This window comes from Arcobacter cryaerophilus gv. crypticus (genome assembly GCF_002993025.1).
Lineage (GTDB): Bacteria > Campylobacterota > Campylobacteria > Campylobacterales > Arcobacteraceae > Aliarcobacter > Aliarcobacter cryaerophilus_B.
On the sequence record NZ_NXGI01000021.1, the window covers coordinates 25,749 to 48,024 of the forward strand.

Sequence of the window (22,276 nt, forward strand, 5' to 3'; positions counted from 1 at the left end):
TTAAATAAAACTCTCTTTTTTATACTCTTCTAAGAACTCTTTTATTTTTTCATCTTTGATATTATTTTTTATTGAGTTTTCAAAAGCTTCAAGTAGCATTTCATATGATTTCTCTTTGCTTATTCCTCTTGCTTGAAGATATAAAAGTTGCTCTTTATTTAAAGTTCCTGTTGTTGTTCCATGGCTAGCTTCAAGTTCATCTATAAATATTTCCAAAAATGGTTGAGCAAAAATAACTGCATCATCACTTAAAAGTATTGAATTACAGTTTTGGAAAGCTTTTGAATAAAGTCCAGTTTGTGTAACTATTGATCTTATTTTTACAACTGCTCGGCTTTTGTGAAGAAGTGAATTTTTATAATTTATATTACTTCTTGAGCTTTGATTGTTGTGAGTTGTTTTTACCAAAGTTGATATATTTGCACTATTTCTTAGTTTATTTAAACCATTTAACTCATAGTTTACTTCCAAGCTGTCAATTTTATTTTCAAAACTATTTACACAAAATCCATCTCCAAACTCAAAGTTTGATATTTCTAAATTTGATTTATCATCTTGTTTTACTTTACAAGAGAAAATTAAAGAGTTAGAAAAACTCATATCTTGAATTTTTACATACTCTAAAGAGGCATTTTTTTCAACTTCTATTGTTCTATTTGCCAAAATTGTTGAACTGTTTAAGTTAGAAGTAAAAACTTCAATAACAGTTGCTTTTACACCTTCTTTTACATTAATTAAAAGATTATTTGTATATAGAGTTTCGCTATTTTTTGTATTATTTACAATAATCAAAGGATTTTCTAAATCTTCTGATATTGTTAAAATCTTTTTATTGTTATCGAAACTATTTGCTATAGAAAATAGTTTTGAATCATAAATCTCATCATCTTTTATAGATTTCAAATCAAGTGCAAAATCCAAAGTTTTATGCTCTTTAAAATCAAAATTAAAAAGTGAAGTAAAATCTATTTTTAAAAACTCTTCTTCTTTTTTTTGTGGAAGATTTATATTTAGATTAGCTATTTGCATTATTTATTCCTAATGCTTCAAAACCTTTCTCATCTAGTTCTAAAGCCAAACTATAATCTCCAGTTTTAGCAATTTTTCCATCACTTAAAATATGCACAAAATCAGGTTTGATAAGCTCTAAAAGTCTATCATAGTGAGTAATCATAAGAATAGATTTTTTACCATCAAGCATTGAATTTATAACATTTGCAACAATTTTGATAGCATCAACATCAAGTCCACTATCTATTTCATCTAGCATTACTAAATCTGGATTTAGCATTAGAAGTTGTACAAGTTCATTTCTTTTTTTCTCTCCACCGCTAAAGCCATCGTTTAAATCTCTTTGTAATAGTTTTCTATCAATTTCAAATTTATTTGTCTCTTCTTTCACAAGCTTTAAAAACTGCATTGCATCAAGTTCTTCTTTGCCTTCATAAGCTCTTTTTGCGTTCATAGCAGTTCTTAAAAAGTAGCTGTTGTTTACTCCAGGAACTTCAACAGGACTTTGAAAACTCATAAAAATACCTTCATTTGCTCTTGTTGTTACATCCATTTGTAGTAAATCTTTCTTTTTAAATGTAACTTTTCCACTTGATACTTCACAGTCATAGTGAGCTGCAAGTGTTTTAACTAAAGTAGATTTTCCAGCTCCATTTACACCCATTAGTGCATGAATTTCACCCTCTTTAATCTCTAGATTTAATCCTTTTAAAATCTCATTTCCATTTATATTAACTTTTAAATCTTCAATTTTTAATAATGTATTTTTTGTACTCATAATTAACCCACACTTCCTTCTAATGAAATATTTAATAACTCTTTTGCTTCAGCAGCAAACTCCATTGGTAACTCTTTTAAAACCTCTTTACAAAAACCATTTACAATCATAGCAATTGCATCTTCTTCATCTATTCCTCTTTGATTTAAATAAAATAGTTGTTCATCTGAAATTTTTGAAGTTGTTGCTTCATGCTCTATGTTTGCACTACTATTTCTAATCTCATGATACGGATATGTATGTGCTTGACATTTATGACCAATCAAAAGAGAATCACACTCAGAGATATTTCTTGCATTTATAGCATTTTTACCAACTCTAACCAATCCTCTATAGGCATTTATACCTTTCATAGCAGAGATACCTTTTGATATAATTGTTGATTTTGTATTTTTACCTAAATGTATCATTTTTGTACCAGTATCTGCTTGTTGTGCTCTTGATGTTAAGGCAACAGAGTAAAACTCTCCTACGCTATTATCACCTTGAAGAACACAAGATGGATATTTCCAAGTGATACTTGAACCCGTTTCTACTTGTGTCCAAGATACTTTTGAGTTATCACCTTTACATAATGCTCTTTTTGTAACAAAGTTTAAAATCCCACCTTTTCCTGTGTCATCTCCTGGATACCAGTTTTGAATAGTTGAATATTTTATATGAGCATTTTTAAGTGCAACTAATTCAACAACTGCTGCGTGAAGTTGTCTATCATCTCTACTTGGAGCTGAACACCCTTCATTGTATGAAACATAAGATCCTTCATCGCAGATAATCAAAGTTCTTTCAAATTGTCCTGTATTTAGAGCATTAATTCTAAAATAAGTTGAAAGTTCCATTGGACATCTTGTGTTTTTTGGAATATAAACAAAACTTCCATCTGTAAAAACAGCACTATTTAAACAAGCAAAATAATTATCAGTTACAGGAACAACGCTTGCTATATACTCTTTTACAAGTTCTGGAAATCTGTGTGATGCTTCACTAATTGAGCAAAATATAATTCCTAGTTTTTCAAGTTCATCTTGATATGTAGTTTTTATTGAAACAGAATCAAAAACAGCATCAACTGCAACACCAGCAAGCATTTTTTGCTCTTCAAGAGGAATTCCGAGTTTTTCGTAAGTTTTTAAAATCTCAGGATCAACTTCATCTAAAGAGTTTAAAGCTTTTTTTGGTGCTGAATAGTATGCATAATCTTGATAATCTATTTTTGGATATTGTAAATTTGTCCAAGTTGGTTCTTCCATTTTTAACCATTTTTCATATGCTTTTAACCTAAAATCTAGTAAAAACTCAGGCTCATCTTTTTTTGCACTAATTGCTCTTATAACATCTTCATTTAAACCTTTTGCAAAGGTATCGCTTTGAACCAAAGTTTCAAAACCTAATTTATAATCTGTGTTTATAATGTCATGTATTTGTTGATTTTCACTCATGACTTCTCCGTTAAATTTATTTATTTTTAATTAAGACTAATATTGTCCGATTTGAATAATATCAAAATAAGTATATAATGTAAAGACATAAATACTAATAAAGTAGAAGTAATTTATAAAAAAGCAATTTATTGCCTATTAAATCGTATTTAAAATTAAGATAAAATTTATCCTATTTTAAATAAGATACAAAAAAATTTATTATAAAAATAAAAAAATATTATAAAGTATGGAATTTAGATGAAAAATTATTCAAAAAAAATAGATGAAAGAATTAATAATCCAAAGAATTTTGGAGAAATAACAAAACAAGAGGCACAAAGTTTGGGCTGTAAACTAGTTGTTGCAGACTTTGAATCAAATGGAAATGATACTTTAAGAGTATATTTTGCAATTACAAAAGATAAAATAGTTTTTAATGCAAAATTTAAATCATTCGCAACTGGTTTAATAGTTGCTTTAAACGATATGATGATTGAGTTATGTATTGGAAAGAGTATTGAAAAAGTAGCAAATTTGTTTAAAACTGATGTTGAATTTGCTCTAAGAGATGAGCCACAAATACCAGCTCTTAGTATTGAAGAGTTACATAATAGTTTTTTAAATTTTGTGATATTAAAAAAAGTTGCATTAAATTCTGAAAAAAGAGATATGAACGATTTTGATGATGATTATATTGTTTGTGATTGTGCAAGAACAAATTTAAAAACTATAAAAGATGCTATCAAAAACTTTGATTTATTAACTATTGAAGATATTGGAAATGTTACAAAAGCTGGAATATTTTGTAAATCTTGTCAAAAAGAGGGCGGTTTAGAAGAAAAAGAGATATATCTAAGTGATATTTTGGAGCAAACAAGAGCACAAATTGAAAATGAAAAACAAAAAGATGAACCATCGTATATTAATACAAATTTTGAAGCTATGACAAAAGAGCAAAAAATAGAGTTAATAGAAGATGTTTTAGATGATGATGTAAGACCAATGCTTGTTATGGATGGTGGGAATATGGAAATTTTAGATATTGTAGAATCATCTCCACATCATGATTTATATATTAGATATTTAGGTGCTTGTAGTGGGTGTAGTTCTGGAAGTATGGGAACTTTATATGCTATTGAGTCTATTTTACAAAGTAAAGTTAATGAAAATATTAGAGTTTTACCAATTTAAGATAAAAGATTAGTTATTTTGATACAATAAAATAAACTTTTTTAGGAATTTTGATGTTTGCTATATACAATAATGGAACTGTAGGATTTAGAAGTACAAGTGACAATTTATATGCTTTGAAAAATGTTGAGGAATTAGAATCTGCTAGGTTTGAGCCAAAAGAGGGTTTGATTCAAAATTTTTCAAATGAATTAAATAAAGAGAAAAAAGATCAATTCTTAAACTCTTATAAAAAAGTTGCAACTTTAGATAATCTTGAACCAGTTTATAAAGCAAGAGATATTATGACACATGATGTTATATATGCTAGAAATGACTCTACAATTGAAGATATATACTATTTAATAAAAGAAAAAAAAGTATCACAAATCCCAATTACTGGCTTTGGAAAAAAGATAATTGGTATTGTAAACAAAAAAATAATTTTAACTTTACTTATGAATCATTTAGATGATACACAAACTATTTTAAAAAGAAAAATCGATGATGTTTATTTACCAGAAGTTTTAACAGCTGATCCAGATTCAGATGTTAGAGATGTTGTTAAAGTAATGTTGGATTTAAAGTTAGATGCAATTCCCATAGTTGATGATAGCGATATTTTGATGGGGATTATATCAAAAACAGATATTTTAAAAGCCGTTGCAAATTTACCAAAGCTTCAGCTTTGGTCTTGATAAATATAACTTTTTATTTATAAAACTGTTCCATCATCAAAAATAACTTTATCTCTTCCTTGGTTTTTTGCTTCATAAAGTAGTTCATCTGCTTTTGCTTGTGCATCTGCAATACAGTTGTAATTATTTCTAAAAGTAACACCAGCTGAAAAAGCAATATTTATTTTATGCTCTTTATATATAAATGTGCTATTTAAAAAAGCATTTTTTACTCTTTTTATATATCTTATTACTTCTATTTTATCTCTAAAGTTTATTAATGCAACAAACTCTTCTCCGCCATAACGAGCTACAATATCTTCTTTTCTTGTAAGTTCTTTTAAGATTTTTGCAAAAGATTTTAAAATTTCATCACCACAAGCATGACCATAACTATCATTTATCTTCTTAAAGTGGTCAATATCAAAAAATACAATTGCAAAATTTGTTTCAAATATAAAAAACTGTTTTTCAGTCTTTTTTGCTTCAACCTCATAAGCTCTTCTATTTAATACAGAAGTTAAAAAGTCATATAAATAATCCTCTTTTGTAATTTGTAGCTCTCTTTCAAGCTCTTCAATTTGCTTATTTAGTTGTTTAAATCTATCAATATTTGATGACAAAATTCTATTGTTTTCAAGCAAAGAGTCCTCAAGTTTGTAAATAGTATTAATTAACCTTTTTTGAACAGCTGTTAGCTCTCTTTGTGAAAAATCAGAAATTTCTAAAGATTCTAAATCTTTTTTTATTTTTTTTATATCTTCATTTGAACTATTGCTATCATTTAGTGTTTTATCATAGTATCTACTCATTAAAGAAGTTAGTTTTATAATATCATTTGTTTTCTCTTTTAAAACTCTTCTATCAGCTTCAATTCTATTTTTTGCAAAGTTTTTTATTTTTAATATAGACTCTTTTGATGTTACATTTATTGGATTTTTAAGACAATCAAGAATAAAATCTTCAATTTCTTCTTTTAACTCAAAATTTACTGAAGGAGCTAAAAGGTCACTAAAAGTAGCAATTAGTGATTTTAATTCATCATTATTTGCTCTTTTTAATAAAATAGGTATTATTTCGAAAATTGAGTTATTGTGCAGAACTTTTTTTTCATCATTTGTTAGATTTATTAATGCTTGGTTTAGTATGGTTACATCACTATATTCAGTTTTAAAAATCTTAGCTTGTTCCTTAAACTCTAAAAAGTAGTTTTCAGGGGTTGTTGGAAGGTTCTTTTGTCTTAATTTCTCTAAAGTATTTTTTGTAATCTCTTTTAGATTTTCATTCATAAAAGTGCCTTAAGTTTTTTGAAAATATTATATCACTTATGATATAATATTTACTTAATCTTTAAAGGAAATTTTTATGCAAAATACAAATAATCAGATTTTAAAAAATACAAATTCAAAGCTACTTGATTTGTTTAATGCTTCTATAATGTTTGATAAAAAACTATATTCTCAAGATATAAAAGGTTCAATTGCACACTCTAAGATGTTGGCTTTACAAAATATTATTACAAATGATGAACAAAAAAGTATAGAAAAAGGTCTTTTGCAAGTTTTAGAAGAGATACAAAGTGGTGAATTCGAATTTTCTTTAGAGTATGAAGATATTCATATGGCAGTTGAAAATAGACTTACTCAAATTATTGGAGAAGCTGGAAAAAAAGTGCATACAGCAAGAAGTAGAAATGACCAAGTTTGTACAGATTTCACTCTTTATGTGCAAGAAAAAACAAAATCTATTCAAGAGCAAATAAAAGAGTTAATATCTACTTTTGTTGAAATTGCTTCAAAACATACAACAACTATAATGCCAGGAATGACACACTTGCAACATGCCCAACCAATTAATTTTGGTTTTCATATGATGGCATATGCAAATATGTTTAAAAGAGATTTTGAAAGATTTGAAAGCTCATATATAAGAAATAATTACTCACCTCTTGGAAGTGCTGCAATGGCAGGAACTCCACATAATATTGATAGATTTAAAACAGCAGAACTTTTAGGATTTTATGCTCCAACACAAAATGCTATGGATAGTGTTTCAAATAGAGATTTTGCTTTGGAATTGCTTTTTAATATATCTACAATAATGATGCATATTAGCCGTATTTCAGAAGAGCTTGTTTTATGGAGTTCTTACGAGTTTAGATTTATACAAATAAGTGATGAGTATGCAACAACAAGCTCAATTATGCCTCAAAAGAAAAATCCAGATGTGCCAGAACTTTTAAGAGGAAAAACAGGTCGTGTATATGGAAACTTAATCTCACTTTTAACAATTATGAAATCACTTCCACTAGCTTATAATAAAGATACACAAGAGGATAAAGAGGGAGTTTTTGATTCTGTTGAAACTATTGAAATCTCACTTAATATTTTAAATGAAGTTATAAAAACTATGATTGTAAAAGAAGAAAACATGGAAAATGCTTCTAAAATAGGGCATTTGACAGCTACTGACTTGGCTGATTATTTGGTTGCAAAACAAAATATGCCATTTAGGACAGCTTACTATATTACAAAAGAAGTTGTACAAAAAGCAAATAGTCTAAACAAAGATATAAGCGAGTTAAATATATCTGAGATTAGAAGTTCGGCAAAAGAGCTTGAAAATATAGATGAAGAGATAGTTTCGTATTTAAGCTTAGAAAACTCTATGAATAGTAGAAATTCATTTGGTGGAACTTCTACAAAACAGACTAAAGTTCAAATTGATTATTTTAAAGAGTGGTTATCAAAGGCTTGATAAGAAAAAAGTGTAGTTAATTAAGACTACACTTTTTATTGATTATAGCTCTTTAATTTTTGCAATCTCATCTCTAATTCTAATAGCCTCTTCAAAGTTTAACTCACTTGAAGCTTTTTTCATCTGTTTATTTAGCTCAACTAATAGTTTTTTTCGCTCACTTGCTGGCATTTTTTCAAGTCGCTGTTTTTTTAGAGCAACCGTATCGTACTCTTCAACTTTCAAATTCTTGTCTAGTTTTCTTGTAGTTGATTTTGGAGTAATTCCATGTAAAATATTGTGCTCTTCTTGGATTTTTCTTCTTCTATTTGTCTCATCTATTGCAAACTGCATAGAAGCTGTAACTCTTTTTGCAAACAATATAACTCTTCCTTTTTCATTTCTTGCAGCTCTTCCTATAGTTTGAATTAAAGAAGTACGACTTCTTAAAAACCCTTCTTTATCAGCATCTAAAATTGCAACAAGTGAAGTTTCAGGAATATCAAGACCTTCTCTTAAAAGATTTATTCCAATTAAAACATCAAAAGTTCCAAGTCTTAGTTCTCTTATTATTTGATTTCGCTCAATTGCATCAATTTCACTATGCATATATTTTACTTTTATTCCTAAATCAGCATAATAACTTGCCAACTCTTCAGCCATTTTTTTAGTTAAAACGGTTACCAAAACTCTTTCATTTAAAGCTACCACTTTTTTTATTTCATCGTGAAGTTTTTCAACTTGAAATTCACTATCTACTATATCAATAACTGGATCAAGAAGCCCAGTTGGCCTTATAATTTGTTCTGCAACAGCAGAGCTTAGCTCTAGTTCAAGCTCATTTGGTGTTGCACTTACAAATATGTAATTTGGAGCTTTATTTATAAATTCATCAAATTTTAAAGGTCTATTATCAAGCGCACTTGGAAGCCTAAATCCATACTCAACTAAAACCTCTTTTCTACTTCTATCAGCTGCATGCATTCCTCTAAATTGTGGTAAGGAAACATGAGATTCATCAACAACTAGTAAAAAATCTTTGTCCATTTGAGCAAAATAATCAAGTAAAGAGTATGGAGTTTCTCCTGGTTTTTGTCCTGTTAGATGTCTTGCATAGTTTTCAATTCCCTTGCACATTCCAGTTGCTTCAATCATCTCTAAATCAAATTCAACTCTTTGTTTAAGTCTTTGATACTCCACAAGTTTATCTTCACTTTTAAAATAGTTTAATCTTTTTTCAAGATCTTCTTCTATCTCTTTAACTGCACGAGCTAGATTACCTTGTGTTACAACAAATGGATTAACAGAGTAGATAATTACCTCTTTTAATTCTTTAATTTTATCATTTGTTAAATATTCGTGTTTTGATATAGTTTCAACTTCATCCCCAAAAAACTCAACTCTTATAAACTCATCTTCATAATATGCAGGAAAAATATCTATAACATCGCCATTTACTCTAAAATCAGCTCTATCAAAAAACTTATCATTTCTTTTATAACCCATCTCTATAAGTTTTAATAAAAACTCTTTTTGAGAGTAAGAAAAACCAACTTCAACTCTTTGAACCATTGCTTTATATTCACTTGGATTTCCAAGTCCATAGTTTGCAGATACGGATGCAATTACAATTACATCATCAAAAGATAGAAGTGATGCAGTTGTACTAAGTCTTAATCTTTCTAACTCTTCATTAATTGAACTATCTTTTTCAATAAACAAATCACTTCTTGGAATATAAGCTTCGGGTTGATAATAATCATAATAAGAGATAAAATATTCAACATGATTATTTGGAAAAAATTGTTTAAATTCTGAGTATAATTGTGCTGCTAAAGTTTTATTATGAGTCATAATTAAAGTTGGTTTTTGAACTCTTTCAATCACTTTTGCAATAGTAAAAGTCTTTCCACTTCCAGTAACCCCTAAAAGTGTATTGTACTGGTTACCTTCTTCTATACTTTTAGATAAAACCTCAATAGCCTTTGGTTGGTCTCCATCTGGTTTATACTCACTTACTACTTCAAATTTTGCCAAAATAAAATATCCTTTTAATTTTCTAATTTTTCATTTAAAAATTTACCATTTTTAAATCTTGTAAAACTCTTTTGACAAGCTAAAGATGGAATATTTATATAATCTTGATTTCCTATTTTATAGGATTTTGCTTGATGATAGTGCCCTTCAATAACAATATCTTCTTTATAGTTTTTCACCCTTTTATTTACAAGTTCTTCAAAATAAGTTAAATTATGACAAATATTTTTATTTTCTAAAGATTTTTCTATTTTTTTACTTATAAAAAAATTTATATCCAAAAGATTTAGAAAATAAAGAAAATAGCTATTTCTTATAATTTTACAATACAAATTATAGTGCCAATTTATAAAATTATCACCATGCGATAGAGCTATTTTTTTATCTTCATATTCCAAAAGTAAAGGTTGTTTCTCTCTTTTTAGAACTCTTATATTTGGAAAAAGTGTTTGTAAATTATAGTCATGATTTCCCTCTAAATAGAAAATTTCATGGCTTATTGAAAGAGTGTTTATATTATCTATTAAATTTTGATATTTTTTTACAAAATATCTTGACTCACCTGATATAAAGTCAAAATTATCACCCATTAAAAAAATTTGGCTACAAAATATTTCACCATTTTTTATTTTTTCTAAGATTATTTTAAACTCTTGATTTTTTTTATTGTAGTGAGAATCGGCTATAAAAATAGCCTCATCTTTCAAAATAAAACCCAAATTTATAGCTCTAACTCTTTGTAATATACTTTTAAAATTTCAAAAGTTTTATTCCCACCTGGAAGTGTTGCAATAAATTCATCTCCTTCAACTTTTCCCATAAGCTGTTTTGCTAAAGGTGAGTTAAAAGATATTAGCCCTTTTTCAACATTTGACTCAACTCCACCAACTACTGTATAAGTAAATTCATCGTCTGTTTCAGCATCTACTAGTTTTACAGTTGAACCAAAACTTACTCTATCGTGTGGTAAAGATGATGGATCTACTATAACTGCTTTTGAAATTGTGTTACTTAATTCTGCTATTTGAACATCTATAAATTTTAATTTTTCTTTTGCACTGTGATACTCAGCATTCTCTTTTAAATCACCTAGTTGTCTTGCTTCATCGAGTGCAATTACAGTTTCTGGTCTCTCAACGCTTTTTAAAAACTCTAAATCATTTGTTACTTTATTGTAACCTACAAGTGTCATTGGTTCTTTGTCCATAACATCTCCCATAAATATTTTTGTGTTATAATATCTAAAAATTTGTAAAGAAGATGTAAATATGCAATATAGTAGGACTAAAATACTTTTTGGAGAAGATGCCTTTAAAAAGTTTCAAGATACAAAAATAATACTTTTTGGAGTTGGTGGAATAGGAAGCTTTGCACTAGATGCTTTGTATAACACAGGCGTTACAAATATCACAATAGTTGATTTTGATGAATATGAAGATTCAAATCAAAATAGACAGCTTGGAAGTCATGGAAATATTGGAAGAAAAAAGGTTGAAGTTTTAAAAGAGAGATATCCAAATGTAACACCAATTTGTGTCAAAATAACACCTGAATGGATTGATAATTTTGATTTTTCATCATATGATTATATTTTAGATGCAATAGATGATGTAAAACCAAAAGTTCATCTCATAAAAAAACATTTTACAAAAATAATAAGTACAGGAGGAGGGGCAAAAAGAATTGATCCTTTACAGATAAAATATAGTTCGATTTGGGAAACCTACAATGATAAATTTATCAAAAAAGTAAGAGAAGAACTTAAAAAACAAGGTTTTAAAAAGAAATTTAAAGTTATATATTCAAGTGAAGTTCCTCTTTGTATAGACAAAGGTAGTTTTGAAGGAGTAACTGCAAGTTTTGGGCTTATGATGGCATCTGTGACTATTCAAAAAATTGTAAAAAAGCTAAGTTTAGTTAAAGATAGTCAAAGTTAAAAAGATATATAATAATTGACTTTACACTAAAAAAGGATTTTCATGAGCGGTATTGGTGGTAGTGTTGAACAAATGACACAGGGACATTTACGAAATGTTCAACAGTTAGCAGTATTTTACACTGGTCATAATAATATTTATGCAATAAACATAGCTAAAGTTAAAGCTTTTATAATAACTGAAGAGGTTGCTATAAATGATACTCCAAAAGATACAAATATAATTGCAGGAATTGCTACAATAAGAGGGGAACCAGTTACTTTAATAAATCTTGATGCATGGTTAGGGCTTAAACCATTTGATACTCAAGAGTACAAGCTTATCATTTTTTGTGAATTCAACCATAAAAAAATAGGTTTTTTAGTAAGAGATATGCTTGATATTGTTGAAAAAACGACTCAAGAATTAAGACATACAGAAGAGACAAACTCAAAAATAACTTACACAACATATGTAAAAGTAAACAACAAAGACGAACTTTGTACAGTTTTTAATGCGGAGCAACTTTTAAGAGATATTAAGTGGACAGATGATGGTGGAAGAGATATTAAAAAATATGTTGAGGGGAAAATCCATTCTTCTAAAAAAATACTTGCAGCTGAAGATTCAGCAGTTGCAAGAGAAGTTTTACACAAATTTTTTAGTCAAATAGAAGTTGAGTATGAAATATATCCAAATGGTGGAGAGCTTATAGATAGGATAGAAGAGCTTGATCCTGAAAAAATAGGTTTGATAATAACAGATATAGAGATGCCAGGAACTGATGGATATCAGGTTGCTTCTTTTGTAAAAAACAGTAGTAAATATCAGCATATTCCAGTTGTTGTAAACTCTTCAATGACAACAGATGCAGTAAAAGGTAAAATGACTAGAGTAGGAATAGATGGATTTGTTGGAAAAACAGATATAAATGCTTTATATAATATTACAAATAAGCTTCTTCTTAGATAATCAAAAATTTATTAAAAAAAGCTAGAATTTCTAGCTTTTTTATTGTTTAATTAAAAACTATATTTCAAATTTACATATCCATATCTTCCTGGGTCATTAAATAGTATTTGCTCCCCTCCAACTTCAACATATCTAACATCTTGATAAGTATTTGTAGAGTTATAAACTTTATCAAACAAATTATCAACTCCTAAAGTTATTTCAAAATGTTTAAATAGCTCTTGAGTATATTTTAAATTTGTAACAGCATATCCAGCAATTTCCTGCTCTTTTGCACTTGAATCATAACTATCCCATCTATCAACAGCAATTACTTCTGCTTTAAATTTTGCTTTTTTATACTCATAGTTTAAAGCAAAATTTGCTTTAAGTGGTGGAATTTCTGCTAAATCTTTATCATTTCCACTATAGTTGCCATCTTTTCCCCCTTTTAAATAAGCAAGTGCAAAATCAAGTGATAAATCATCTGTAAAGTAGTAGTAACCACTTACATCTGCTCCATAAATTTTTGCATCTATATTTTCAAATTTTGAACTATTATAAATATAATCTTTTAGCTCAGAGTAAAATATTTTTGGTTTGATATTAAAGTTTCCAATAGTTTTTTCAAATCCTAAATCTACCTCATAGTTTTTTGTTTGATCTAAGTTTGGATTTGATGAAGTTGTTTGTTGATATAACTCTCTTGCATCTGGAACTCTTGAAGATTTTCCAATACCTGCAAAAACCTTATTCTTCTCATCAAAATTATATGCTGTAAACAGATATCCATTTATTCCTATATATTTTTTATCATCTACATTTGGTCTTTGTGTATCTATATTTGTATTGTCATATCTAATACCTGTTTCAATATCTAAGTTTCCAATAGTTTTTTCAACTTTCGTAAAAATTGCTTTATTTTTAGTATCTGTATCATACATTCTATTCATTGTAGGATTTGGAGTAATAACACCTGTCGCTATATTTGTAGAGTGCATTTGTCCTCTCCAGTTTCTTACACTTGTATCAAGCCCAACTGTTACTAAACTATCTGCAACTTCTAAAGAGTTTTTAACAGTTGTTCCCCAAATTGAAGTTTTTAAATGGTTTGTCATATATGAAGTTCCATTTCCATTTCTTAGTTTTCCACTCATAGGGTGATCAACTTTTGAGTAGTAATAATCCAAATCTAACTGTTTTGAAAAAGCACCTAAATCTCTTATTGTATAACCTAAAGTATAAATATCGCTATCATCCCAATCTGCATCCATGGGACCTGCTGGATATAAAATACCATCACTTCTATTTGCAGTGTAAGATAGTCTTAAATCTTGATCATCTGTAATATTAAATTGAAGTTTTGTTAAAACACTCTTTTTTTCAAATGCATCAATATTCCCATCTCTATATTGAGTTGCAAGAGGAACTCCTCTTTTTCTTTGTTGTTCTAAAAAGTTATCACCATTTCCATCTTTATAGGCTTTACTCTCTTCTGTTGAAGCTGAGATTAAAGCTTTAACTTTATCATTTCCACCCTCAATTGTTGCACTCGCTTTTTTATAGTTAAAACTTCCAGCATTTAAATTTAATTCACCATGAAAACCCTCTTTTGGATCTTTTGTTTCAACTTTTACTAAGCCACTTAAAGTTCCAAAATTCTCAACATCAAAAGGACCTTCAATAATTTTTACACTTTTAATATTATTTGTAACCACATGAGAAGTTGGTGGATCCATTCTATTTGGACAAGCTCCATAGATTTTTGCACCATCAATTAAGATATTAATATTATCTTTTTTTTGCCCTCGTAAAATAATATCATTTGCAATACCATTTCTTCTTACAATTGAAATATTTGGAGAGTTTTTCATTAAAGCTTCAGCTAAATCAGCACTTTTTAACTCTTCACTATTTATATCTTTTATAAGTTTTGAGTTTGATTTTTCAACTATCGTTATTTCATTTAAAGTTGTTGCTTCATTTGCATTTAAAACTGTAGCAACCACAAACGATAATAGAGTAATTTTTTTTACTTTCATAATTTTTCCCTTTTTAAAAATTTTAGAAGTATTGCAAAGATGTGTTAATTTTTTATTAATTATTTATAAATTTTGCAAAGCTTTGATATAATCGTATTTCATTACAAATTATTTAGAAAAAAAGGTTTAAAATGCAGATTATTATTACGATTTCACTTTTACTTATAATTGCTACAGTTATTATTTATAAAGTAAATGATAAATTTGAAAAAAAAGAGTTTATTATATTTTTATCAACAATTTTTTTGGCAACAATTGGCTTTTTATACTATGAAAATAAACAAGAGAATTATTTGCCAAATATGTTTGTTGAAAAATATGAACAAGAGTACAAAACTACAATAAAAAGCCTAGATTATGAGCTTTTAAACAATAAAGTTGTAAGTAGTAAAGATAAATTTGTATATAAATTTACCTACACAGTTTTAAAAGAAGAGAACGAATTTTTATGTACTCTAAACAATGTTGAAATTAATAAAATAAAAAATGAGTATATTTTTGTAAACTTTAATAGCTTAAAAGAAGAGTGCTTTAAAAAGTGAAAAAAGCAACAAAGGATGATATAGAGATTATTAAAAAAGCATTTATAGAGAATTATAGTGATGCTGTTACAGAGCTTAATTATAAAAATGATTATGAACTTTTAATAGCCATAATTTTATCAGCTCAATGTACAGATAAAAGAGTAAATATAATAACTCCAGCTTTATTTGAAAAATATCCAACTGTTTTTGATTTAAGCCTTGCAAATCTTGATGATGTAAAAAAACTCATAAACTCTTGCTCGTTTTTTAATAACAAAGCACAAAATATTATCAAAATGGCAAGAAGTGTTGTAGAAAATTATGAAGGAAATATTCCACATGTTCAAAAAGAGCTAATGAAACTGGCAGGTGTAGGAAACAAAACAGCAAATGTTTTTATGATTGAATATAAACAAGAAAATCTTATGGCTGTTGATACACATGTTTTTAGAGTTTCCCACCGTCTAGGTCTAAGTGATGCAAAAAATGTAGAAAAAACTGAAGCTGATTTAGTAAAAAAACTAAAGGGTGATGATTTACATATTTTTCATCAAGCTATGGTTTTGTTTGGAAGATATATTTGCAAAGCTATTAAACCTGATTGTGATAAATGCTACTTCCCACAAGTTTGCAAAACAAAAAGTAGTTTCAAGCCTAGTTAAATTTTAATATCTAAATATATTTTGCAAAACTTTGATACACTTCGCCTTATGAATAAAGAAGATTTTTTTATAAAACAGATATCAAATAGCAAATACAATGGCGATGATGGAGCATTTGTAGATGGGTATGTTTACTCAATGGATGCTTTTTTTGAAAATGTGCACTTCAAAAAAGAGTGGATAGATAAAAAAATTATGAGCTTAAAGCAAATAGCTTATAAGTCAATGCTTGTGAATATTTCAGATGCAGTAGCTATGAATGCAAAACCAAAATATGCACTTATTTCAATAGCAATTCCAAAAAGTTATACAAATGAAGATTTAGAAGAGCTTGCAAGTGGTTTTAAAAAAGCTGCTCGAGATTTTAACTTCGAGATTATTGGTGGGGATACTATTGAAAATTCAAAACTAGATATTAGTATAACAATAGTTTCAAAGACAAAAAATCCTATTTTTAGAAATGGTGTAAAAGAGGGTGATTATCTTTGTTATACTGGGAAACTAGGAGAGAGTAAAAAAGATTTAGAGACTCTTTTATCTGGAAAAAAGATAAAAAAATCTTCAAAATTTATAAAACCAACTTTAAGATCAGATTTTTTTTATGAAGCATCAAAATATATAAATGCTTCAATGGATATTTCAGATGGTCTTTTTTTGGATTTAGAAAAACTTTCAAACTCTTCAAATATTGGATTTGAATTTTTTAAAGAGATAAAAGAAGAAGTTGGAATTTCAGGCGAAGAGTATGAGATACTTTTTTCTTGTAATCAAAAAAATTTAAAAAAGATAGCAGATATTGCAAAAAAATATGAAATAAAATTAAATATTTTTGCAAAAGCAGTAACAGGAAGCTACAAAAGTAGTTTTTCAAACCATCATTTTAAAGATTAAAAAAGATATAAAACTTAATAAAAGGATAATAATTGAAACCACAAAGATTTCTAAATCACTCACAAATTGATGTATATTTTAAACAAAGTAAAGATGATTTTGTTGTAAATGAAGTACCACTTTATGATTTTAGCAATGAGGGTGAGCACCTTATTTTAAAACTTAGAAAAAAAGATTTAGCTACTTGGGATGCCATAGAAATTTTGGCAAATTATCTAAAATGTAGCACTAGAGAGTTTGGATATGCAGGTCTTAAAGATAAAAATGCAATGACTGTTCAACATATTTCTGTACACAGAAAATATGAAGATGCTTTGAAAAGTTTTAGTCATGAAAATATTAAAATTCTTGAAACAACTTATCATAATAATAAGATAAAAATAGGGCATTTAAAAGGAAACAACTTTTTTATAAGATTAAAAAGAGTTGGACTTGTTGAAAAACAAAAAATAGAAGAGGCATTTTCACGAATTGCAGTTTTTGGAATGCCAAATTATTTTGGTTTCCAAAGATTTGGAATAGATGGAGAGAATTATAAAAAAGGAAAAGAGATAGTTGAAGGAACTTTAAAAGAGAGAAATAGAAATTTAAAGCAGATGTTTATAAATGCTTATCAAAGCTATCTTTTTAATTCATGGTTATCTAAAAGAATAGAAATATCAAAGTTGATTGAAGCTTTTGAGCCAAAAGAGATTTGTGAAAAACTAAATCTTCCACTTGATGAGGTAAAAAGAGCTAAAAAACAACCACATCCTTTTAAAATACTAACTGGTGATTTATTAAGTCATTATCCATTTGGGAAGATTTTTATAATAGATGATTTAGAAACAGAAAGTCAAAAGTTTTTTGAAAAAGATAGAGTACCAACAGGTCTTTTATCTGGAAAAAGAGTAAAAAGATCAGAAGGTCTTGCATATGATATTGAAAAAGATTTTGAAGTACAAATGAGTGAAGATGGAGCTAGAAGATTTGCTTTTGTTTTTCCAGAAAATTTGCAAAGTAATTATAAAGAGGATAAAAATCACATGGAACTTAATTTTTATCTTCCAAAAGGTTCGTATGCAACTGAGTTAATTGCTGAGATTTTACACTAATTTTTTTAAGTGCTTTTTTGCTAGTATCAAGTTTAGACTACACAAGGGGATAAAATGAGATACGAAGAACTAATAACTGAGTTATGCGAAGTTATAAAAGAGACAGAAAACGATGCAGAGGGAATTTTTGATAATACTGATGGAATTTCTAAAATTATAGATAATATTAAAATTCCTATTCATAAAAGGGAAAAACTTAAAGATTTATTATCAAATATTTACGGGCTTTTACAAAGACAAGATTTACATAGACAAAAAATAGAAAGAGTTGTAAATTTTGTTTGTGACAAAAATGATATAGATAAAGCTCAATATAACTTAGCACCAACTGCAAAAACAATAGATGCTACAGAAGATTCTTTAAGTGAAGATGAGTTAGCAGCTTTAATACAAAGTATGCAAAATAACTAAAAAAGCTTAGGCTTTTTTAGTTTTATTAGCTTTTTTTACTAAATTTAATATCATCTAAACTTTTAAAGATTTCATTTGTACATTTTTCAACTGCACTTGCTTTAGTATTTAGAATCTCTGGTTTATCGCCATTTGTATTTGAATTTACTAAGTCTTGAAGATTTTTATAAAATGTTGTATCCAATACTTTTATATTTTCTAAAAGATTTTTATCTAAAATTTTGCTTGCATTATCGTTTGAATTTAACCAATCTTTTATCGAGTTATCATCAACAACATTAAAGTTTTTATAATCTCCTAGTTTTGAGTAAACTTCATCTTTTTTCTTCAAAAGATTTGTTTTTAGTAAAGCAGTATCATATACCAAATCAACATTATCAACCTTATCTAAACTATTTTGTATAAATGATGTTCTTGAAGAAGCAGTTACTAAATAGTTAGATGTATAGGCAATAGATGTTGCCATATTAGATATTTGCTCAGCTACTTGAGCATTTTTTTGTGTTGAAGCATCTAAAGAGTTAATTGCGTCATTTATTTGTAAGATACCACCTTCTTGCTCTTTTGAAGCAGTTGCAACATTCTCTATAGTTACTAAAGTATTTGAAATACTACTATTTAACTCAGAGTAACCATCTATCATATTATTTGCTATATTTTTTCCATTGTTTGCTTTTGAACTTGCTTTTTCAACTATATCTTTGATCTCTTTTGCAGCTTGAGCACTTCTATTTGCTAGATTTCTAACTTCTTGTGCAACAACAGCAAATCCTTTTCCAGCCTCACCAGCAGTTGCAGCTTCAACAGCAGCATTTAGTGAAAGAATATTTGTTTGGAATGCTATTTGGTCAATTACTTCAATAGCTTCATTTATAGAGCTAACTTCTTTATTAATATCATCCATAGATTTAGCAGTTTGATTTGCCAATTCTTGACCTTTTTGTGCTGAAACACTTAGCTCTTGAGCCAATTTTGACATTTTTATTGTTGATTGAGTATTTGCTTGAATTGTTGCTGTTATCTCTTCAAGAGCAGCTGCAGTTTCTTCAAGACTAGCAGCTTGTTTACTTGAAGAACTTTTAAGCTCTAAAGATGTATCTGAAAGTGTTTGAGTACTATTTTTTAAACTATTTCCAGTATTCATAACAATAGCTAAAAGTTCTGATGTATTATTTCCTACTAGATTTATTCCACTAGTAAGTGAGCCTAAATTTCCAAAAATAGTATCATCTTTTAATACATAATCATATTTTGACTCAGCATATTGTCTTAATGCTTCATTTATATTGTCAAGAGTATCTTTTGTTTTTTCAATCATAACATTTAGTTTATTTTTTAAATCTTCAACATGATGATTTGAAGCTGTATTTTGAACTTTATATACAAAGAATCCATTTGCAGTTTTTTCTATTACATCATTTGCTTCTTCAATTACAATTTCATCTTGTTTTAAACCTTCTCTTACTTTATCCATATAAGAGTTGAAAAGTGCTGCAACATCTCCTATCTCATCATTAGATTTTACTTTTAAAGTAATATTTGTATCATTTGAATGAAGTAGATTACTAAAACCTTCTTTTAATATCTCTATAGAGTTTGTTGCTTTTCTTACAATAAAAAATATTAAAATAATTGTAAGTAATCCCAAAATAGCAGAAGTAAAAGAGATCTCTTTTAGAAGTGATTGAATTCTTTTATCTGTTTCTTCAAGAGAAAAAGTAAGGTCCATAACTCCAATTACATCTCCTACATTTTGGTTTGCATGACAAGCCATACATTCAGGTGTAGCAATCATTGGTTTTATCATTCTTATAGTATGACCATTTTTATCATTTGTTTGAATTATTTGATTCTCTTTTGAATCAAAACTTTTTAATATTTGTGGGTCATTTGTAAATGGAGTTGTAACAGCGTAGAGCTCCATTAGCTCTTTACTTTTTGCAACTGTTAGGTTTTTCACACCTCTTATCTCTCTTGCTTCATCTTCTGCTTTTTGTATAAGTGCTGGATCTCCAGTGTTCATTGTATTTCTTAAGGTTTGAAATATGGATGCATTTAACATTTCTAAATTCTCTTTTGCATTTGCTATAGAATCTTTTGTTACTTTGGTTGTTGTAGAGTAAACAATAATAGAACTGCTAATAAACATTAGTAAAAATAGTGCAAATATAATCTTGCTGCTAATCTTTTTTGTTATAAAATCAAGCATATTAAAACCCTTATTTTTTAAGTGGAATTATTATATACTTTAAAATATTTAAAAAGTATTAAATAAGAGTTTAGTTTTCTAAATTAAGCACTCTTTGTGAAAATTATAATAAAAATAAAGTGAGAACATAGTGATAGTAGGATTAGTTGGTAAAGTTGTTAAAAAAGAACCAACATCACTTCAACTAAATGTTGGTGGTGTTATATATGAAGTTTTTGTATCTTTAAATTGTAGTTCAAAAATTATTTCAGATGAAATAACTATTGAAATAACAGAAATAATAAGAGAAGATGCACACAACTTATATGGTTTTTTGGATAGTAATGAGAAAAAATTATTTGATACAGTTATAAAAATAAATGGAGTTGGTCCAAAAGTAGCACTTGCAATTTGTTCAACTTTTACTCCTAGTTCATTTGCACAAATTGTTACTTCAAATGATGTAAATATGCTAAAAAGAGTTCCTGGAATTGGACCAAAGGGTGCAAGTAGAATTTTGGTTGAACTTAGTGGGTTTATTGTAGATGGAGGAAGTAGTGATGAAGCTACGAATATAAATATAGAAGCAGCTTTAGCCTTGGAAAGTTTAGGATTTAAAAAAGATATTGTAACAACAATTTTGAAATCTTGTACAAGCACAACTACATCTGAGTTAGTTCGTGAAGCACTTAGAAAATTACAAAAATAGATAAAAGGAAATAATTATGAAAATAGCAATACTTTTTGGTGGTTTGAGTTTTGAACATGAGATTTCAATAGTGAGCTCTATTTCTATGAAAGATGTTTTAAAAGACGAGTTGATATATTTTTATATTGATGCAAAAAGAGATATTTATGAAATTCCAACAAATAAGATAAATTCAAAACTTTTTAGTAGTGGAGAGTATAAAAAATTTGATAAAGTATACTTCAAAAAAAGCGGTTTTTATAAAATTTCTGGATTATTTAAAAAAGAGCAAAATATAGATTTTGATGTAGTTTTAAATTTATCTCACGGCGGAGATGGAGAAGATGGAATTTTATCATCTATTTTGGATTTTTACAATATTCCTTTTATAGCTCCAAGAACAGAAGCTTGTGTTGTTAGTTCAAACAAATTCATAACAAAAGGTTATGCAAAAAGTGTTGGTGTAAATGTATTAGATTATAAATATTTTACAAAAAAAGACAGCGTAAAAGTTGATATGTTTCCAGTTATTTTAAAACCAGTTAAACTAGGAAGTTCTATAGGAGTTTCTATAGTAAAAAGTCAAGAAGAGCTATCTTATGCACTTGATGTTGCTTTTGAATTTGATGATGCTATTATAATTGAGCCATTTATAAGTGGAGTAAAAGAGTATAATTTAGCTGGAACAAAAGTAAATGGAGAGTTTGTTTTCTCAATTATTGAAGAGCCACAAAAAGCTGAGTTTTTAGACTTTGATAAAAAATATTTAGATTTCTCAAGAACTTCAAAAGCAAAAGAGGTTGATTTGGGTGATAAATTAAATTTAGAAATTAAAGAGAGTTTCAAAAATTTATATAACACACTTTTTGAAGGTTCAATTATAAGATGTGATTTTTTTGTAATAGATGATAAGGTTTATTTAAATGAAATAAATTCAATTCCAGGATCTATGGCAAACTATCTGTTTTCTGATTTTCAAGAGTTATTTTCAAAAGTTGCTTCAACTCTTCCAACTAAAAAAGATATACCTATAAATTTTGAATATGTAAATAAAATTCAAGTTGCAAAAGGAAAATAAA

The 22,276-nt window shown here is 27.6% G+C and carries 21 protein-coding genes; 12 read left to right on the top strand and 9 right to left on the bottom strand.

Going from position 1 to position 22,276, the window contains the following annotated elements; all coding sequences use genetic code 11:
- From CJ670_RS08585 to sufB, 3 genes are read right to left on the bottom strand one after another with little or no spacing between them, the layout of a single operon-like run.
- Entirely contained in the window at positions 1-1,029 is a 1,029-nt protein-coding gene (locus tag CJ670_RS08585; protein WP_105939663.1) for a SufD family Fe-S cluster assembly protein, read from the bottom strand.
- Positions 1,016-1,789: a Fe-S cluster assembly ATPase SufC gene (gene sufC / locus CJ670_RS08590; RefSeq protein ID WP_105912047.1), complete on the bottom strand. Its 774-nt coding sequence runs from the start codon at positions 1,787-1,789 to the stop codon at positions 1,016-1,018. Before sufC ends, CJ670_RS08585 begins: the two co-directional genes overlap by 14 nt.
- A gap of 2 nt (positions 1,790-1,791) precedes the next feature.
- The gene (gene sufB, locus CJ670_RS08595; protein WP_105939664.1) at positions 1,792-3,228 is read right to left on the bottom strand and encodes a Fe-S cluster assembly protein SufB; all 1,437 of its coding nucleotides are present in this window, start codon (positions 3,226-3,228) and stop codon (positions 1,792-1,794) included.
- A gap of 240 nt (positions 3,229-3,468) precedes the next feature.
- On the opposite strand from sufB, the gene CJ670_RS08600 reads away from it, so the two are divergent.
- Together CJ670_RS08600 and CJ670_RS08605 are read left to right on the top strand one after the other, a co-directional pair.
- Positions 3,469-4,401, top strand: a complete 933-nt coding sequence (locus tag CJ670_RS08600; RefSeq protein ID WP_105939665.1) for a NifU family protein — start codon at positions 3,469-3,471, stop codon at positions 4,399-4,401.
- Between the two features lie 53 nt (positions 4,402-4,454).
- Entirely contained in the window at positions 4,455-5,078 is a 624-nt protein-coding gene (locus CJ670_RS08605; protein WP_105939666.1) for a CBS domain-containing protein, read from the top strand.
- A 17-nt stretch (positions 5,079-5,095) separates the two neighbouring features.
- On the opposite strand, the gene CJ670_RS08610 is transcribed toward CJ670_RS08605, so the two are convergent.
- Entirely contained in the window at positions 5,096-6,346 is a 1,251-nt protein-coding gene (locus CJ670_RS08610; RefSeq protein ID WP_105939667.1) for a GGDEF domain-containing protein, read from the bottom strand.
- A 76-nt stretch (positions 6,347-6,422) separates the two neighbouring features.
- Between CJ670_RS08610 and argH the strand changes: the two genes are divergently transcribed.
- Positions 6,423-7,814 carry an argininosuccinate lyase gene (argH, locus tag CJ670_RS08615; RefSeq protein WP_105912052.1) on the top strand — a complete coding sequence of 464 codons (1,392 nt, stop codon included), beginning with the start codon at positions 6,423-6,425 and terminating at the stop codon, positions 7,812-7,814.
- Between the two features lie 42 nt (positions 7,815-7,856).
- Here the strand turns inward: argH and uvrB are convergent, their stop codons facing one another.
- From uvrB to greA, 3 genes are read right to left on the bottom strand one after another with little or no spacing between them, the layout of a single operon-like run.
- Positions 7,857-9,830, bottom strand: coding sequence for an excinuclease ABC subunit UvrB (uvrB, locus tag CJ670_RS08620; RefSeq protein WP_105939668.1), 1,974 nt, complete (start codon positions 9,828-9,830; stop codon positions 7,857-7,859).
- Positions 9,831-9,844: 14 nt separating this feature from the next.
- Positions 9,845-10,549, bottom strand: a complete 705-nt coding sequence (locus CJ670_RS08625; protein WP_105939669.1) for a UDP-2,3-diacylglucosamine diphosphatase — start codon at positions 10,547-10,549, stop codon at positions 9,845-9,847.
- Positions 10,550-10,551: 2 nt separating this feature from the next.
- Positions 10,552-11,037 (bottom strand): transcription elongation factor GreA, encoded by a 486-nt coding sequence (gene greA / locus CJ670_RS08630; protein WP_105939670.1) that lies wholly within the window; start codon positions 11,035-11,037, stop codon positions 10,552-10,554.
- 61 nt (positions 11,038-11,098) lie between these two features.
- Here greA and CJ670_RS08635 point away from each other — a divergent pair, with 61 nt between their 5' ends.
- Both CJ670_RS08635 and CJ670_RS08640 read left to right on the top strand, forming a co-directional pair.
- The gene (locus tag CJ670_RS08635; RefSeq protein WP_105912056.1) at positions 11,099-11,767 is read left to right on the top strand and encodes a tRNA threonylcarbamoyladenosine dehydratase; all 669 of its coding nucleotides are present in this window, start codon (positions 11,099-11,101) and stop codon (positions 11,765-11,767) included.
- 42 nt (positions 11,768-11,809) lie between these two features.
- Complete coding sequence (locus CJ670_RS08640; RefSeq protein WP_105939671.1) at positions 11,810-12,718, top strand: chemotaxis protein CheV; 909 nt, start codon at positions 11,810-11,812, stop codon at positions 12,716-12,718.
- Between the two features lie 50 nt (positions 12,719-12,768).
- Here the strand turns inward: CJ670_RS08640 and CJ670_RS08645 are convergent, their stop codons facing one another.
- Positions 12,769-14,739, bottom strand: coding sequence for a TonB-dependent receptor (locus CJ670_RS08645; protein WP_105939672.1), 1,971 nt, complete (start codon positions 14,737-14,739; stop codon positions 12,769-12,771).
- Positions 14,740-14,870: 131 nt separating this feature from the next.
- On the opposite strand from CJ670_RS08645, the gene CJ670_RS08650 reads away from it, so the two are divergent.
- From CJ670_RS08650 to CJ670_RS08670, 5 genes are read left to right on the top strand one after another with little or no spacing between them, the layout of a single operon-like run.
- On the top strand, positions 14,871-15,281 hold the full coding sequence (locus CJ670_RS08650) for a hypothetical protein (protein WP_105939673.1): 411 nt from the start codon (positions 14,871-14,873) through the stop codon (positions 15,279-15,281).
- Positions 15,278-15,925, top strand: coding sequence for an endonuclease III (gene nth / locus CJ670_RS08655; RefSeq protein WP_105939674.1), 648 nt, complete (start codon positions 15,278-15,280; stop codon positions 15,923-15,925). The genes CJ670_RS08650 and nth overlap by 4 nt, the downstream gene beginning before the upstream one ends.
- A 48-nt stretch (positions 15,926-15,973) precedes the next feature.
- On the top strand, positions 15,974-16,816 hold the full coding sequence (locus CJ670_RS08660; protein WP_105939675.1) for a thiamine-phosphate kinase: 843 nt from the start codon (positions 15,974-15,976) through the stop codon (positions 16,814-16,816).
- A 32-nt stretch (positions 16,817-16,848) separates the two neighbouring features.
- Positions 16,849-17,910 carry a tRNA pseudouridine(13) synthase TruD gene (truD, locus tag CJ670_RS08665; protein ID WP_105912178.1) on the top strand — a complete coding sequence of 354 codons (1,062 nt, stop codon included), beginning with the start codon at positions 16,849-16,851 and terminating at the stop codon, positions 17,908-17,910.
- Between the two features lie 54 nt (positions 17,911-17,964).
- The gene (locus CJ670_RS08670) at positions 17,965-18,321 is read left to right on the top strand and encodes a hypothetical protein (RefSeq protein ID WP_105939676.1); all 357 of its coding nucleotides are present in this window, start codon (positions 17,965-17,967) and stop codon (positions 18,319-18,321) included.
- Between the two features lie 25 nt (positions 18,322-18,346).
- Here the strand turns inward: CJ670_RS08670 and CJ670_RS08675 are convergent, their stop codons facing one another.
- Positions 18,347-20,530 carry a methyl-accepting chemotaxis protein gene (locus tag CJ670_RS08675; protein WP_105939677.1) on the bottom strand — a complete coding sequence of 728 codons (2,184 nt, stop codon included), beginning with the start codon at positions 20,528-20,530 and terminating at the stop codon, positions 18,347-18,349.
- A 130-nt stretch (positions 20,531-20,660) separates the two neighbouring features.
- Between CJ670_RS08675 and ruvA the strand changes: the two genes are divergently transcribed.
- Positions 20,661-21,218 (top strand): Holliday junction branch migration protein RuvA, encoded by a 558-nt coding sequence (ruvA, locus tag CJ670_RS08680; RefSeq protein WP_105939678.1) that lies wholly within the window; start codon positions 20,661-20,663, stop codon positions 21,216-21,218.
- A 16-nt stretch (positions 21,219-21,234) separates the two neighbouring features.
- Complete coding sequence (locus tag CJ670_RS08685; RefSeq protein WP_105939679.1) at positions 21,235-22,275, top strand: D-alanine--D-alanine ligase; 1,041 nt, start codon at positions 21,235-21,237, stop codon at positions 22,273-22,275.
- The last annotated feature ends 1 nt before the right edge of the window (position 22,276 follow it).